We start from the raw sequence: 16,785 nt of genomic DNA on the forward strand, positions 1-16,785 counted from the left end.
TTCATGGAAATTCAACAGCAATTTCCAGGTGTACATAATGACAGGTATAGATTGGCGCGAACTGGTCAATTGCAACAGCAAAAAATCCTGCAAATGCTGAGCTTTTTAAACTATGTCATATCAAGCATATGAAAGTTCGTTTTAAATTAATGGCGGAGAGAGAGGGATTCGAACCCTCGATATGGTTTCCCATATACACGCGTTCCAGGCGTGCGCCTTCAACCACTCGGCCACCTCTCCAGAAGTTTGCACTATACCCAGAAAGAAATAACGTGCAAGTCTAAACTATACATTCAAATCCCAAAAAATAAATTCATTTATTAAAGTAAGAGCTTATATCTGTTGAATAACAAGCACATCCCTTCTTTTTAAGAAAAAACTTTTTTCGTGGATAGGTTTGTAGAATACAATAATGGGAATAAAAAGATTGTCACCAGTTATAAATTTTCATACTCATTTACGCACTTTCTGCTTCACAAAAAAATACTTCTCTTAAAATTGGCATACAGTCCATGGTTTTGCATAACCAAATAATTAATATCTCTCACTTAACACCATTGATTACCCTAATAATAAATAGAATAATAACGATATGAACTTCTTATATGTATATAATATTAAAATTGTTTATTCAGATAATAAATTTCATTTCAATAAAAATCGTTTTCAACCTTCTTCTTGCCTCCAAGGATGAAAATACTTAATCACTGTAACTGTGATTACAAACAACTCTCTCTTGAAATGAGATCTACCTGCTAATCACTTTTATGTTTCAGATAATATATAAATATTTATTTATAATAATAAATTATCGTTTATACGTCATAAGCGGGGATGGTATGTGGAGGAAGAACATTTTAAGAGAGGATAAGTGCCTCTTATGTATTTTTTCAAATAGCACGAATTCTTGCAACATTGAGGGCTGTAAAATAGTGTGATGGTGTCAGTTTCCTCTTTCATAGGATTACAGAATAAGCCCTACTCTAAATCCTCTATTCAATTTCACACTTCTATATTTAGTTGATACTAAAGAAAATAAAATTCAGACAAAAAAAACCTTTGCATTTTTAATTTAATATGTATGAATATATCTTATTTTCTGAAATGAAAAAATAGTCATTTTGGTCAAATACAAAATCATAAAAATGCAAACCTGTTTTCATTTTTACCATATACTTTTAAATTCAGCTTTACAGTTTTCAAAATATCTAAAGTAATCTCTATTATTTAAAAGAGATTACGTATTACTTCATACTTTTGATTATCGCATTCTTTAAGTGGGATATGGTCTCATAACAAAACAGAATACTCTAAAAATACTATTTTCTTTCTCATCCACACGTTTGTTAAAAAACATCTCTTAAAGCTTGTCACATCTACCTCATACGGTGTCTATGAATGGTATAAAATCTATTGGATAGCATCATCTTTCCTTAAATAAAAAGTAAAAGCCAAGTACCATCACGCTATTTATCACCTAATATTACAACATCCATTGCGATTTGAGAGAATGCATAAAAGGCATTTATTCTTTCTTAGAGTGTTTTTATCCATACATTACTCCTCTTTGTAATGTATAAAAGAATAATTTTTATTAATTTAATATAGAGAAATTTAAAACGAGAAAACCCTACAATATTTAAGGCTCTCATTATGTAACACGATAAATTACCATTACAAATTAATATGCTGCTTATAATTGTCCTAAAGGATAATATTTTACAACACTAAAGATCTGATTAGTCTGAAAAATGAGCTCGTTTTTTCCCCTTAATGTTCTCTATCACCTTATATCCTTGCTTAGAGCACGTACAGCTCGTGCAGTTTCACATTGTAATGCTTTTTGTGCTAAAATTTTCATATCTTCAAAACTATGAGTCTGTAAACACGCCTTTACTGGAGAAATATCGCAAGATATCATAGAAAGCTCATTAATTCCCAATCCAGTCAAAATCATTGCACCAAAAGGATCTCCAGCCATACCACCACATACACTAACCCAACACTTATTTTGTGCAGCTCCCTGAATAGTCTGATAAATCATACGCAAAACTGCTGGATCAAGGCTATCAGCTTCAGACACAAGGTACGGATTTTGCCGATCAACAGCCATTGTATACTGTGTTAGGTCATTGGTTCCAATTGAAAAAAAATCAACATGGGCGCTCAATACATCTGCCATAATGGCCGCTGCTGGAACTTCGATCATAATACCAAGTTTTAATTTTGGTGCATCAATATCGTTGCGGATTTCCTCTGCAATCTTTTTTATAGCGACAATCTCTGAAACAGACATGACCATCGGAAACACAATCCATAGATCTCCGCCCTCTTTTGCTGCCCGATATAAAGCACGTAATTGAGGCACCAAAAGATCACGTCGACGTAACAAAAGCCGCGTTCCTCGAACACCTAAAAAAGGATTGTCCTCTTTAGATAAATGTAAATGCGTAACCTGTTTATCCCCACCAATATCAAGTGCACGAATAATTAATGGCTTATCTCCTACAGCTGTAATCATCGTCCGATATATATTAAATTGTAGCTCTTCATCCGGAATATGTGGATTCTCTAAAAACAAAAATTCCGTGCGCATGAGTCCAACACCTTCAGCCCCCAAATCAAGCGCAACAGGAACCTGATTTGCGTAGTTGACATTGGCCATAATACGAATTCTTTGACCATCTATCGTTTGCGCTGGTAATCTACACGCACTTATTTCACTGACACGTTTTTGCGCAACAGTATCAATATGCCTTTGAGCATCTTCAACGTCTTCAAGCGTAGGATCAAGGTAAATAAACCCGTTATCGCCATCAATAATAGCCTGAATATCAGACTGAATCGCTAAAATATCATCACCTGTAGCAACAACCATTGGAATACCAAGAGTACGCGCCAAAATAGCTGTATGAGATAATGGACCTCCCCATGCTGTTGCTAATCCTTTTACCCTTGTACAATCAAGTTGTGCTACATCAGAAGGAGAAAGGTCATTTGTAACCAGAATTACACCATGTGGAATATCATTTAAAAAGAACGATCTATAGGATGGATTGATTTCACCTAAAACACGTCGACCAACATCAACTAAATTAACAGCACGTGCTGCTAACAAAGGATTATCTACCTTAAAAAACATATCTGAAAATTGACGAACCGCTCTATCCCAAGACCAAGCGACACCATGACCTTCCGCTATAAAACGACAAGCTTGAGCTATTAAATTTTCATCTTCAAGCAAAACCATTTGCGCAGAAAAAATTGCAGCAGAATCTGCTCCCATACGCACTGTAATATCAGAAATTACAGATGCCATTTTATGTTTTGTTTTTGTAAGAGCATTTTCAAGACATGCTGCACCAGCTGCAAAATCAATTGGCTGGTCTATTATGGAAATATCATTTTGCCTTAAAACAAAAATCTTACCAAATGCTAATCCTGAACTCGCTCCAACACCAGAAATGCCTTTTTGCATAGAGCGTGGATACCAACCATGAAAAGCCTTTGTTTGAGATTCCATTGCTCTCATCAGGCATTTTTCACTAATACTCACTTTTTTTGCAATAGCAATGGCATCATTGAGAAGTTGTGCTCCTTCTGAAGCATCTGTAGAAAAAATCAGAACATCACCGTTTTTTGCTCCTAATTGCAATAAACCAACCAAATTTTTCATTTCAACGGTATATTGACCATGGCGAACTCTGATGGAACTTTGAGCCTTTTTCGCAAAATCAACCCAAAGAGAAGCTGGTCGTGCATGAAGACCACTTGGATAATCCAAAGTCCATTCCTGACACACAGAAAGGTCACCAATAAAAGTTTTTTCTATCTTCATATTTTGGTCAAACAAAGTTGTAACAATTTGCTGTTTGTCCATAGTTGTTGCAAGTACTTCAAGCTGTTTTTTATCAAATAAAAGAGACGTCAATTTTTTACAAATTTCTCTATAGCGATCTGGACACGCTGCAATGGCAATAACCAAATATGCTTTCTTGCCATCCTGCCACTCAACACCAGCAGGAACCTGTATAACAGCAACAGCATCCTTGATAATTAAATCACGATTTTCAGCCATACCATGAGGAATGGCTATACCATTTCCAAGCCAAGTATTGGTTGTTTCTTCACGTGCAAGCATGCTTGCCAGATAACACTTATCAACTGCACCAACCTGCACAAGCAATTCAGCAGCAGCATAAATTGCATCATTTTTATGATCAAAAGCAGCTGCAAGTTGTACAGATCTTATAGACAAGATTTCACCATCAGCAAAATCTACATTCATTGCTTCTGCTTTCTCATATCTCATCATGAATTCAAATTGCCTCACATTTGAACACCAATATCTCTGACACATTCCTTTTCAAAGCTGCATTTCCCAAAATACAAGCTATAAATACCACCACAGCTTTATTTATATTTTACGGAATATAGCTAAGTGAGGTGCTTAAATACCTCAATATAACCGATAAAACAATTGGATATTATTATCTAGCGAAGTGCTTAAAACCATTATAAGCAAATCTGCCTCTTACTCTTTTACTTTACAAAGACAAAACCCCATTTTCTACAGAACCAATCACCTGAAAAACTATGTTTTCGAAACGCTCTCATTATCCTAAGTTATTCAACATAACTTTTCATTATTTTTCCTACAAGAAAGCATCCTTCCCAATCATCCGTAACTTCAGCTAATATTTTGATTGATTCCTCAAAGTTTATTTAACCTATTATCCCTCTTTATAAATTCATTACATAATTACAAATTGCTCCATGCAACTTATCATCTTTAAAATTCCGTGCTGCCCATCTTATGATATCAAACCCTCGATATATAATATTTATATATTTTAAGCTACACCTTTACTTCAATCAATATCGCAAATACACAATACTCTCTGTCGCACATTTGCAAAGTACGAACATCCCCCCAAGCACCATCATCAATTACTAAAATAAAGAAAAACTCTACAAATAAGATAAATAAAGTAAAAAATGAAACGCAATGATTGCCTTAACCCTAGCTCTTATGCTTATTTACTTTCAACAATACACAATAATAGTGAAATCAGAAAAAATATTCTTGAAGGGCGCTGATTGCACGTTGGTTATTTTTATATCTTTAAACACCGTCCTCCTTAAAAATATAATTTCACTCTTGATTTACCGAAAATTCCTTAATGCACGTCACTTTCAAAGTAGTTTTGGCTGCCTTCTTATGGATTTTTTATCCCTATGTCTTTTTAAATGAATAGCCACACCTATCCACACTACCACCTAAAAACAGTATGACAACTCATCAATACCACAATGCCGATAAAAAGACCCATCTTTATCAAAATGATTACATAAAGAATGCTCTCATTAAATTTCTCATAATTTTCTGAAAACAAACTGCTTCTCTTATAAGAAATCACTAGACACTTCTTCATGCATAAAAAGAAAGTCTCTCTCACTATTATTATACAGAAATTTATCAACAAATTCTATCATAATATCAATATGTTCAGTACTAAATACTAACATAACATCGCACAAACTTTTTCCCTCATTGAGAAAAGCCATTTCCTCAATTCTACCTTTTTCGTATATCTTCTACATTTATTATAGTACCAACGCAAAAAGGGAAAGATAAGACTCTATCTTTCCCTTTTAATACTTATAAAACCACAACTATAATTCAATGAAATCCTGTTGATTGCTAGAGAGTGTTACAGATTACTCTGCTGCCTCCAGCATAGGAATGACTGAAACATAGGAACGATTACCCGCTTTGCGTTGAAAAGAAACCTTTCCATTTGATAATGCAAAAAGCGTATGATCTTTTCCAATACCAACATTGTTACCAGGATGCCAACGTGTACCACGCTGGCGAATAATAATATTTCCGGCAATAACGGTTTCACCACCAAATTTTTTAACGCCTAGACGTTTCGATTCTGAATCACGACCATTACGCGAGGAACCACCAGCTTTTTTATGTGCCATAGACGCTCTCCTTTAATCTTTCTTACTCTTTGTTGCTACAGACGCTTTCTTCTGCGGCGCAGTCTTTTTTTCAACCGTTTTTTTAGCCGTCTTCTCAACAGAAGCAGCAGCTTTTGTTTCTTGTGGTGTAGTTGCTTCTTCTTTTATCGGTTTTGCAGCAACTTTTTTAGGTTTTGAACCACCCATTAAAATTTCTAAAACACGAAGCCTCGTAAATTCTTGACGATGGCCACGCGTGCGTTTAGAATTTTGACGACGGCGCTTCTTAAATGCGATAACCTTGCGCCCACGTGCCTGTTCTAAAATCTCAGCTGTCACCAATGCATCAGCAACGACAGGGGTACCAATAACCGCATTACCTTCTTGCCCAACCATTAATATGTCATTGAATTCAACAACATCACCCGCATTTCCACTAACTTTTTCAACTTTTACCACTTGATTAGCAACAATGCGGTATTGCTTACCACCAGTTTTAATGACTGCGAACATTTTTTATCCTTCCGTTCACTCCAGCTCTTATTTAATTTCTGCCTTGAAATAAGGGAAAATAGGCTGCTTTTTATCAGTCGTAATAAATCTCAAAGAAGGATAAAACCTTCTTCAACACAAATATGCGCAGATTTCCCCACGCTTATATTTTGTATATATGAAGGAATTTCTATTCTCTGTCAATAAAGTCCCATAAAAAAGAAAAAAAGGTTGTACCAAAAACAATTGAAGGTTATCTACCCCTTATACACTCAAATAGTGCCGATTTTTGTTTCACTTTATTATGGAGAGATGGCTGAGTGGTTGAAAGCACCGCACTCGAAATGCGGCATAGGGGCAACTCTATCGGGGGTTCAAATCCCTCTCTCTCCGCCATTAATTTATAAAACGATATTATTAAAATGTCTTCAATCGTAGCTTGCCGGTTGTAGCTTGTCAGCAGATTTTGTACCATTTTATTTTTTTCGAAGGATTTTAAGGGGGGCTCAAAGGGTCTTCAAAGACCTCTCAAAGGTCTTTATCGTTTTTGCGAATAAATTCTCCTTTTTACAATTTTTGCACTTTTTTGATTTTCTGTTACATAAATCTAGTTCAGATAATAAGAGAACGCATAGTAAAATTAAAGAATTATCTCATATTTCTCTCTCATTCTACTTTTGCTTAGTTAGTGCAAAACCTACTGTCAAATTATATTTATTTTGCACGTCTTGCTTGAATATGTGCTAGCAACCCTAATGTTGAACTATCGCGATTATCCGCTTTACTTTCTCCACGAAGAATTGGTAGTAACTCGTTTGCTAATTCTTTACCAAGTTCAACCCCCCATTGATCAAATGAATTAATATTCATTAAAATCCCTTCAACAAAAGTACGATGTTCATAAAGTGCAATAAGACGACCGAGTGCAAAAGGTGTTAATAAATCTTGAACCAACGTAATGCTGGGACGGTTTCCTTTAAAACTTCTATGAAGTGCTAAATGATCTGCCTCACCCTCACCAACTCCATTTTTTATCAAGATATGCCGAGCATCTTCAATACTACGCCCCTTCATCAATGCTTTTGATTGTGCTAAACCGTTTGCTAGCAACATCTCATACATAGAATGTAAATTTTTCTCATGCCCTTTTATAAATAAAATAAATTCTACAGGAATAATATCTGTTCCTTGATGCAGAAGCTGAAAAAAAGCATGTTGACTATTTGTTCCTGAATCCCCCCAAACAATTGGACCACTTGAAAAACTTAATGGTTTTCCATCCAGCGAAACTTGCTTACCATTTGATTCCATATCAAGCTGTTGTAAATAAGCTGGAAAATGTATTAAACGCTGTGCATAAGGAATGATCGAACGTGATGAATAACCACAAATAACACGATGCCAGAATCCTAAAAGAGCAAAACGAATAGGAATATTTTTATGCAAAGGCATAGTTTTAAAATGTTGGTCCATTTGCAAAGCACCGTTGAGAAATTTGCGAAAATTTCCACCACCTATTGCAAACATAACAACAAGTCCAATGGCTGACCAAATTGAATAACGTCCTCCAACCCAATTCCAAAATTTAAAAACGCTTGTGGAATCTATGCCAAATTCTGCCACTTTATCAAGCGCACTTGAAACAGCAACAAAATGCGTACAAACGGCTTTTTCTCCTAAATGTGAACAAATCCACTGACGTGCAACTTGAGCATTTACCATTGTTTCAGCCGTTGTAAAAGTTTTAGAAGCAATGACAAACAGCGTTGTTGCTGGATTCAAAATAGAGAGAGTATCAGAAATATGGGCACTGTCAGCATTCGAAACAAAATGACACTGTGGACCATCATGATAAGGTTTTAAAGCGTATGTGACCATTGCAGGACCAAGATCAGAACCACCAATACCAATATTGACAATATCACTTATTCTCTCGCCACTGCTTCCCTTATAGCTTCCATCACGCACCTTTTCAGAAAATCTTTCCATATCTTCAAGGACGTCTTGAATATCGCGAATAAGATTATGACCATCCAACATGAAAATTTCATCAGCAGGTAAACGTAATGCAATATGAAGAACTGAGCGTTTTTCAGTTGTATTAATCGCCTTACCAGAAAACATTGCATCACGCCGGCCTAACACATCTGCTGCGACCGCTAAATCATCTAGAAGTTGCAATGTTTTAAATGTCACACCACATTTTGAAAAATCGAAAAGAAGATCATCAAGTCTGAGGGAAAAATGGGAAAAACGCTGTTCATCTTCTACAAAATGCCGACGAATATCATAGACCCCATCCTTTGCGGCATGGTTTCTTAAAGCTTTTAATGTGGCTTCAAAAGCCATTTCATTTCGAATCGAAAAGCTATCTCCCATAAGCTTATCCTATACGGTTATTGATAATGAAATCTATGCCCAAACAATAACAAAGCAGAAAGCATCTCTTTTATTGCTCGCTATTTTCACTGCTCACATAAAAATGAAGGAATATACAAAATATAAAGGATAAGATCCGAAAATGATATTTTTACAAGAATAAATTTTCAAATCTTTTCTATCATATACATCATTTAACTTGATTGAGTTCTTTTGTTAAACGTAAATCTTCTTCTGCTTTTGGTCTTATAAAACGCCCTAAAAAAAGATAAACAACCGGTGTAACATAAAGCGTAAAAATAGTTGCTAAACCTAAGCCACCAACGATAACCCAACCTAAAGCTATACGAGCTTCTGCGCCAGCACCTTTGGCTAAAACCAAAGGAATACCTCCTAAAATGGCACAAATCATTGTCATACAAACTGGACGAAGGCGAATGTTTGCTGCTTCTTCTACGGCTTCACGCACGCTTCTTCCCTGATCACGTAATTGATCTGCAAATTCAACAATGAGAATACCATTTTTTGCCATAACACCAATTAACAAAATTAATCCAATTTGGCTGTAAATATTAAGACTCACACCACTTAATAGCATAGCAATTACAGCACAACCAATCCCTAATGGGACAGTGGCCATGATAATGAATCCTGAAATAAAGCTTTCAAACTGAGCAGCCAAAATCAATAAAATAATCAAAAAGGCAATGCCAAAAACAATCATAAAATTGGAAGATGTTTCATTAAGCGTTTCGGCTTCCCCTAAGGGAACCAAATAGGTTCCTTTTGATAACAAAGGAGAAGCAATTTTCTGTACAGTTTGGTAAGCTTCCCCTAAAGCGATATCTGGAGCAAGATTTGCGCTTAAAACAACAGCACTCATGCGTTTTTCCCGTTTTAATTGAGGAGCAATAGCTTTTTCATGTAAACGCGCAATAACCGATAAAGGAACATATCGATTGTCTTTGGTTTTTAAAAAAATATTTTCTAAATCGCTAGGACTCTTCATAGAATTTGTACGCGATATCAATTTAACATCGTAAGAATGATCATCCACGTTAATGGAACCAATCTTTTTACCATCCAACATTGTTTGTAATGTATCGCCCAAATTGGCGATATCAATCCCTAAATCGGAGGCTTTTTTTCGATTGATTTCAATAAAAAATTGCGGTTGTGTTGCATCAACAGTAAGGCGTGGGCGAATAAAACGCGGATCATCTTGTAAAGCACTCACCAGCTTATCAGCAATGGGTTGTAATGTTGCATAATCATTGCCAAGAATTGCAAATTGCAACCCTTGCCCAGTTCCTCTCACACCCAAAGAATTTCCCTGCGCAGCAAATACAAAAACTGCGGGAAACTGTTTAACCTTTGCATTAATATCTTTCACGATTTCTTGCTGACTACGTAAACGTTTATCCCAAGATGAAAGCAATAAAATCAAAAAAGCAGTATTGGGTGAACCGCCAGCACCCGCGATAGAGTAACTGTTAGCAATCTCCCCTGCATCACGTAATGGCTGTAGACTTGCTTCAATTTGCTCTATTTGCTCGTTCAAATATTGTGTTGAAATACCTTGTGGTCCATTAATAACCAAAAAGATCACAGCTCTGTCTTCTGCTGGCGTTAATTCCTGTTGTAGCTTCGTATAGCCTCCAACACAAAGACCCCCAAAAATAAGTGAAGCAAAAACAACAGCCCAAGGCTTTTCTAAACACTTATGCAAACTGTAAGTATATGCCTTATGAAAAAAAGTACCTAATTTATATAAAAAAGCAAAATGATGGGACTCTTCCTCTTTATCCTCAATATGTTCTTTGAGAAAACGTGAAGCCAACATGGGACAAAGCGTTAAGGCAACAACTGAAGAAAGCAAAATAGAAATTGCCAAAACAAAACCGAATTCTCTAAAAAGTCCTCCAACTTGCCCAGGAAGAAAGGAAATAGGAACAAACACAGCCACTAATGTCAATGTTGTTGCTAAAACAGCAAAAAATACTTCACGTGTTCCTATCACCGCTGCTGCTCTGGAACCTAATCCCATGTTGCGCCACCGAACAATATTCTCAAGAACAACAATGGCATCATCCACAACAAGCCCTGTTGCTAAAACAAGTCCTAAAAATGTGAGAATATTCAATGAAAACCCTACAAGATAAATAGCCGCAATGGTACCAATCAAAGCGACAGGAAGAGATACAGCAGGTATCAGCGTTACACGAATGTCTCTGAGAAAAAGAAAAATGACCAAGATAACGCTCAAAATAGCAATGACCAACGCAACTTCAACCTCGTGAAGAGCGCTTTTAATAAAAATTGCATCGTCATTAATAACGTCTATATGTACAGAAGAAGGAACAATACTTTTGAGATTATCAACAACGGCTCTCACACCTTCAGAAATATTAAGAGTGTTGGATTGTGCTTTACGCACGATACCTAATCCAATACCTGTCTTTCCATTGATACGAAGAATAACTGTTTCTATATCCGGCGATAAAGTAACATGCGCAACATCACCAAGATGCACATGAGGCTTTAAAACAACTTGTTCAAAAGATTCTGGTGTTGTTAAACGTGCAGTAGCACGTACAACTAAAGTTTGCTTAGAATTGCGTAATGACCCTACTGGCACATCTGTTGTCATATCAGCAAGAACACGTGAAATATCTGCTACAGTTAATCCATAACTTGCAAGTTTTGCTTGATCTATATCAATCTGAAAAATCTTTGTGCGAGCACTATCGACCTGTACATCACCAACACCATCAACAGCAGAAATTGCATCAACAATCTGATCGTTTACAATCGTGGTTAAATCATCAACACTCATTGTTGGTGACGTCACAACCAAATACATCATGGCAGCAGCATTCGAATCTGCTTTAATAATCAAAGGCGAATCCGCATCTTTCGGTAAAGAATAGGTAATACGGGAGAGAGCATCACGAATATCAGATGCCGCAACATTCAAATCAACACCAACATTAAAATTAATCTGTACACGGGAGCGCCCAAAAGAAGACGTTGAAGAAATCGTCTTAACACCTGAAACACGAGAAACGGCATCTTCTATAACTTTTGTAACTTCACGATCAATTGTTTCTGCCGACGCACCAGAAAACACCGTCACAACCGTCGTTACGGGAGTATCAACATCGGGTAATTCTCTTACATCAACATTTAACCATGCTGCAAATCCTGCAATGATGATCATAGCATTTAAAACAAAAGTAAAAACCGGTCTGCGAATAAATAAGGTAATGAGACCACCTTGCTCCACCTTTGACGTAGGCTGTTTTGTGCTCAATTCTTGGCTCATTGTATATCCGTTCCGTAAACTGCTGGTAATTGCTGTTGATGAGACTTTGGATCATCAATCGTTACTTTACTTCCTGGATAAAGCATTTGCACCCCTTGAATGACAACTTGATCACCATTTTCTAGGGGTGCTTTTACGAAAACTTGATCTGCTTTATGCTGAATAATTGATACGGGTATAGCCTCTACTTTCCCTTCTCTCACACGCCAAACGAATGACCCTTTACTATTCCATTGAACTGCAAGAGGATTAACGACAGGAAAAGAACCACCATGAAATTGCAAGGCAACAGAAAAGGACATACCAGACATGAGCGTATCTTTTTCATTATTGATTTCAACCTGAACATGAAGTGTGCGACTTTCTGGATCAACAATATTATCAATCGCATAAATATGACCAACAAAAGACATATCTGGCTGCGCGACTAACGTTGCCGTTACCTCATCTCCTTTATGGATGCGCGACACATATCGTTCAGGGGCCCATATATCGACCAAAATACGTTCTCTATTCTCAATACGGCCTATTACAGTATTAAGGGTCACGTTATTCCCCGCATCAACGGGCAAAATACCAACAACTCCAGGAATCGGTGCTCGAATTGTTCGCCGATCGAGATCTAATTCAGCATTACGCAAAACTAAATTTGCGTTATCCAACTCTAAGCGTGCCATAATTTCTTGAACTTCCGTTGCTGTATTGCTGGCGCGTAATTTAAGAATGCGCGAAAGCGTTAACGCATTGTTATCACGTTGCACTTTTGCTTTTGCAGCCGCTATTTCTTCTTTTTTAGAATCAAGCTTTGCAATCACATCATCGGCTTGTACTTTTGTACCTGCTGATACAAAAAGCTTATCAATAACACCTGAGGATAAAGGGGTAAGCTCAACTTCTGCAAGAGCTTTTCCACTCCCTAAAACGTTAAGTTGTTCATAAAAATCTTGAATTTTTACAAGATCAACGACAACATTTACCGGTGGCCTTCCCATTTTTCCATTTGAAGTTTTATCTGATACTTTTGTTTTATCCACCATAGAAATGGGTTGTTCTGCACTCTTTTTTCCAGCCCAATAAGTAACCGTTAAAACAACGATTAAAAACACTAATGGAAAGCTCTTTTTTAATAACGCCATACATCCGCCCTTGCTGTGTCATGTTTATCTGAAATAGTTTTCAACAGTAATATCGGCGTTTTACACAAAAACCCAACAGCGGGTGTGTGTGTCTTACCCCCACCGCAAAAAACAGATCTCATCTCTGCTTGATTATCTTTCATCTATAAAAACGTCAAGTTAACTATCGTTCATATTGCTTTGTATGGTCACAACAAAAAAATGTTCATATCAAAACCAACTGAAGCCATAATATTTTTAAAATATCTCATAAAAAAGAGAGATTTTTTTATTACTATCCAAGTTTCACTTGCATTTCTTTAATGAAACGATTAGGAACCCTTTGTCTTAGACAATGTAAAAAATTGAAATATATGCACCCGTAGCTCAGCTGGATAGAGCACCAGACTACGAATCTGGGGGTCAGGAGTTCGAATCTCTTCGGGTGCGCCATCTATCAATATCTTACTTATAAAGCAGACTTTTTAAATTCTTTATTTTGTGATTTGTTTTTATCTATCTTTGTATTTTGTTATTTCATTCTGTTGTGAGTCGTTTCTTTAGCCATTTTGCTAGAATAAGATGTTATGAGTCCTTCAATTCAGCCCTAAGGGCTTTTATTAGCTAATAATCGTAGCGATTGCATGAGTAGCGTGTATTGTTGTTTTCTTTTTTCAATCTATGCGCTTGTTTTTGGTCTCTTCCGGATTATACTCTCTAATCAGTTAGGTAATTTTTTACGTTCTTATTTCTAACTGTTCCATAACTGGATGTTGCTGGATATTTTATTCCTAGCAGTCCCATCTTAAGAGGGACTTCAAATGTGCCGCCATAAATTCCGGGTTACCACCATGTAAAACTTTTTCAGTGTGTTATTGGAAAGAATAAATAAACTACTTCTCAAACGTACCACTATAAAACACTTATGGTATCCATTAATATCATCAGCATTTTGTTGCAAACCACAGCTTCTTTCTGCAATATTTTTAATTGAATTAAACGTATTTTTACTGCTTAAAAGCAAAGTGATTCTTTTTCCTAAAAAACAATAAAACTCTTCTTGTGCTTCTTTAGCATTATCTCTTGCATGGCATATCATCGACTTCTATGATATCTTAATATTTTCTGTTCTCTATGAATTTTTCTAATTAACCCATGGGGTACAGATCTCGAATATTAATAAAAGATAAGTTTAAAGAATTTTTCCATGCCTAAAACTGATATTGAAATTGCTCGCACTGCTAAAAAGCAACATATTGTTGAAATTGCACAAAAAATTGGTATCTCACATGAAAATCTCATTCCCTATGGCCATGATAAAGCTAAAATTTCTTCTGAATACATAAAATCGCTTAATAAAAATCCAGACGGTAAACTTATCCTTGTCACAGCTATCAATCCCACACCTGCCGGAGAAGGCAAAACAACAACAACAGTTGGACTAAGTGATGCTCTTAATCTTATTGGTAAAAAAACAATAGCTACCTTGAGAGAACCGTCTTTAGGTCCCTGTTTTGGTGTAAAAGGTGGTGCTGCTGGTGGTGGTTATGCGCAAGTCATTCCAATGGATGACCTTAATTTACATTTTACCGGTGATTTTCATGCTATTACAGCTGCTCATAATCTTCTTGCCGCAATGATAGATAATCATCTTTATTGGGGAAATACTCTAAACATTGATCCACGTCGCATTGTTTGGAAACGCGTTCTTGATATGAATGACCGTGCATTGCGCGATATTGTCATTTCATTGGGGGGCATAACAAATGGTTTTCCACGTCAAGCAGGTTTTGATATTACTGTTGCATCAGAAATTATGGCGCTTCTTTGTCTCTCTGAAAATTTAGAAAACCTTACACAAAGACTCAAAAAAATTATTGTTGCTTATCGTTATGATAAAACGCCCATCACCGTTGCTGATCTCAATGCGGAAGGTGCAATGGCAGTTCTTCTCAAAGATGCTATACAACCCAATCTCGTACAGACAATTGAAAATAATCCTGTTCTCGTTCATGGAGGACCTTTTGCCAACATTGCTCATGGTTGCAATTCAGTTATAGCAACAAAAACTGCTTTAAAACTTGCGGATTATGTTGTCACAGAAGCAGGGTTTGGAGCAGATCTTGGAGCAGAAAAGTTCTTCAATATCAAATGTAGGCAAGCAGGTATTGTACCAAATGCTACAGTGATCGTCGCAACTATTCGTGCATTAAAAATGAACGGTGGTCTGGATAAAAATAACCTGACAGAAGAAAATATTACCGCTTTAGAAAAAGGAGCTGCCAATCTTTTACGACACATAAAAAATATGAAGCACTACGGTATTCCTTGTGTTGTGGCTATCAATCATTTTGACAGCGATAGCGATGCTGAAATAAAAACATTACAAAAAATAGTTGCAACAACTGGACACAAAGCTATTATCTGTAAGCATTGGGAACAAGGTGGAAAAGGCGCTATAGAACTTGCACAAGAGCTCGTTACCTTGATTGAAAAGCACGATTCTGATTTTAAAGTTCTCTATCAAGATGATATTCCACTCGTTCAAAAAATTAATTGTATTATAACAAAGCTATACGGTGGACGTGGCGCCATCATCTCAGCCCCTATTCTCAAACAACTTGAATCTTGGGAAAAAGAGGGGTTTGGCGTCTACCCTATTTGTATGGCAAAAACACCTTATTCTTTTTCTTCTGATCCCAAGCAATACGGCGCTCCTGTTGATTTTGAAATTCCCATACGAGAAGTTCGTCTCTGTGCGGGAGCCGGTTTTATTGTTGTCATTTGTGGAGATGTTATGACCATGCCGGGACTACCCCATTATCCCGCGGCTGAAAAAATTCATCTTGACGAAAATGATCAAATACAAGGACTTTCATAAATTTATAACCGTAAATTCTATCATTCATTATAAAAAGCGTTTTATTGTAAAAAAAATAGAATTTTAAAAAGCGATATAGACAAATGTCTTATTTATATGATATAAGTGCTTGTCCTTTTGGATATGCCTTTAAAAGGACGTAGGTTTTTTCCTATCATTTATGACACTGAAAAAAGCAGGATAGATAGTGCAAGTACTCGTTCGTGATAATAATGTTGACCAAGCGCTCCGTGCGTTGAAAAAAAAGATGCAGCGTGAAGGTATCTTCCGTGAAATGAAAATGCGTAGTTATTATGAGAAGCCATCTGAGAAGCGTGCTCGTGAAAAAGCTGAAGCTATTCGTCGTACACGTAAGCTTGCTCGTAAGCGTGCACAAAGAGAAGGTTTTGTTAGTAACGGACGAACTGTTGCGGTAAAGTAATATACTTTATGATATTATATAACTGCATAACCAATAGGTAATAAGCTACTAGAAAATTTTTCTTCATAGGCGATTGCAATAAATTGCTTGTGTGTAGGTTTTTGTGTACAATGTTATCTAATATGTTAGTTATTTGAAAATAATAAGATTTCTATCATAAAGGTGGTTTTTATTTCACTCTTATATTTTAAAAATAGATAAC

At 36.3% G+C, this 16,785-nt stretch carries 9 protein-coding genes and 3 tRNA genes; 4 read left to right on the top strand and 8 right to left on the bottom strand.

Features of this window, described 5'->3' with window-relative positions:
* Positions 1–150: 150 nt before the first annotated feature.
* From ACFIK3_RS00070 to rplU, 4 genes are all read right to left on the bottom strand, one after another.
* Positions 151–240, bottom strand: a tRNA-Ser gene (locus ACFIK3_RS00070).
* Positions 241–1,783: 1,543 nt separating this feature from the next.
* Positions 1,784–4,315: a phosphoenolpyruvate--protein phosphotransferase gene (ptsP, locus tag ACFIK3_RS00075; protein ID WP_375676049.1), complete on the bottom strand. Its 2,532-nt coding sequence runs from the start codon at positions 4,313–4,315 to the stop codon at positions 1,784–1,786.
* A gap of 1,406 nt (positions 4,316–5,721) precedes the next feature.
* Positions 5,722–5,991, bottom strand: a complete 270-nt coding sequence (rpmA, locus tag ACFIK3_RS00080; RefSeq protein ID WP_100130483.1) for a 50S ribosomal protein L27 — start codon at positions 5,989–5,991, stop codon at positions 5,722–5,724.
* A gap of 12 nt (positions 5,992–6,003) precedes the next feature.
* Positions 6,004–6,483, bottom strand: coding sequence for a 50S ribosomal protein L21 (gene rplU, locus ACFIK3_RS00085; RefSeq protein ID WP_375659774.1), 480 nt, complete (start codon positions 6,481–6,483; stop codon positions 6,004–6,006).
* A gap of 285 nt (positions 6,484–6,768) precedes the next feature.
* Between rplU and ACFIK3_RS00090 the strand changes: the two genes are divergently transcribed.
* A tRNA-Ser gene (locus ACFIK3_RS00090) sits at positions 6,769–6,858 on the top strand.
* A 318-nt stretch (positions 6,859–7,176) separates the two neighbouring features.
* On the opposite strand, the gene pgi is transcribed toward ACFIK3_RS00090, so the two are convergent.
* From pgi to ACFIK3_RS00105, 3 genes are all read right to left on the bottom strand, one after another.
* Positions 7,177–8,841 carry a glucose-6-phosphate isomerase gene (gene pgi, locus ACFIK3_RS00095; RefSeq protein ID WP_273790288.1) on the bottom strand — a complete coding sequence of 555 codons (1,665 nt, stop codon included), beginning with the start codon at positions 8,839–8,841 and terminating at the stop codon, positions 7,177–7,179.
* A gap of 190 nt (positions 8,842–9,031) precedes the next feature.
* On the bottom strand, positions 9,032–12,166 hold the full coding sequence (locus ACFIK3_RS00100; RefSeq protein ID WP_375676052.1) for an efflux RND transporter permease subunit: 3,135 nt from the start codon (positions 12,164–12,166) through the stop codon (positions 9,032–9,034).
* Positions 12,163–13,302, bottom strand: a complete 1,140-nt coding sequence (locus ACFIK3_RS00105) for an efflux RND transporter periplasmic adaptor subunit (RefSeq protein ID WP_375630490.1) — start codon at positions 13,300–13,302, stop codon at positions 12,163–12,165. The genes ACFIK3_RS00100 and ACFIK3_RS00105 overlap by 4 nt, the downstream gene beginning before the upstream one ends.
* A gap of 355 nt (positions 13,303–13,657) precedes the next feature.
* Here ACFIK3_RS00105 and ACFIK3_RS00110 point away from each other — a divergent pair.
* Positions 13,658–13,734, top strand: a tRNA-Arg gene (locus tag ACFIK3_RS00110).
* 364 nt (positions 13,735–14,098) lie between these two features.
* On the opposite strand, the gene ACFIK3_RS00115 is transcribed toward ACFIK3_RS00110, so the two are convergent.
* Positions 14,099–14,380, bottom strand: a complete 282-nt coding sequence (locus ACFIK3_RS00115) for a hypothetical protein (protein WP_375654267.1) — start codon at positions 14,378–14,380, stop codon at positions 14,099–14,101.
* 108 nt (positions 14,381–14,488) lie between these two features.
* Here ACFIK3_RS00115 and ACFIK3_RS00120 point away from each other — a divergent pair, with 108 nt between their 5' ends.
* Together ACFIK3_RS00120 and rpsU are read left to right on the top strand one after the other, a co-directional pair.
* Positions 14,489–16,162, top strand: coding sequence for a formate--tetrahydrofolate ligase (locus ACFIK3_RS00120; RefSeq protein WP_375642979.1), 1,674 nt, complete (start codon positions 14,489–14,491; stop codon positions 16,160–16,162).
* Between the two features lie 187 nt (positions 16,163–16,349).
* Entirely contained in the window at positions 16,350–16,583 is a 234-nt protein-coding gene (gene rpsU, locus ACFIK3_RS00125; protein ID WP_012754552.1) for a 30S ribosomal protein S21, read from the top strand.
* Positions 16,584–16,785 lie beyond the last annotated feature (202 nt).

It is taken from the genome of Bartonella sp. CB10SXKL, assembly GCF_042195515.1.
Taxonomy (GTDB): Bacteria; Pseudomonadota; Alphaproteobacteria; order Rhizobiales; family Rhizobiaceae; genus Bartonella.

Excerpts from the sequence above, each read along its gene's own strand:
- ptsP (WP_375676049.1), bottom strand. The coding sequence starts at position 4,315 with ATGATGAGATATGAGAAAGCAGAAGCAATGAATGTAGATTTTGCTGAT.
- rpmA (WP_100130483.1), bottom strand. The coding sequence starts at position 5,991 with ATGGCACATAAAAAAGCTGGTGGTTCCTCGCGTAATGGTCGTGATTCA.
- rplU (WP_375659774.1), bottom strand. The coding sequence starts at position 6,483 with ATGTTCGCAGTCATTAAAACTGGTGGTAAGCAATACCGCATTGTTGCT.
- pgi (WP_273790288.1), bottom strand. The coding sequence starts at position 8,841 with ATGGGAGATAGCTTTTCGATTCGAAATGAAATGGCTTTTGAAGCCACA.
- ACFIK3_RS00100 (WP_375676052.1), bottom strand. The coding sequence starts at position 12,166 with ATGAGCCAAGAATTGAGCACAAAACAGCCTACGTCAAAGGTGGAGCAA.
- ACFIK3_RS00105 (WP_375630490.1), bottom strand. The coding sequence starts at position 13,302 with ATGGCGTTATTAAAAAAGAGCTTTCCATTAGTGTTTTTAATCGTTGTT.
- ACFIK3_RS00115 (WP_375654267.1), bottom strand. The coding sequence starts at position 14,380 with ATGATATGCCATGCAAGAGATAATGCTAAAGAAGCACAAGAAGAGTTT.
- ACFIK3_RS00120 (WP_375642979.1), top strand. The coding sequence starts at position 14,489 with ATGCCTAAAACTGATATTGAAATTGCTCGCACTGCTAAAAAGCAACAT.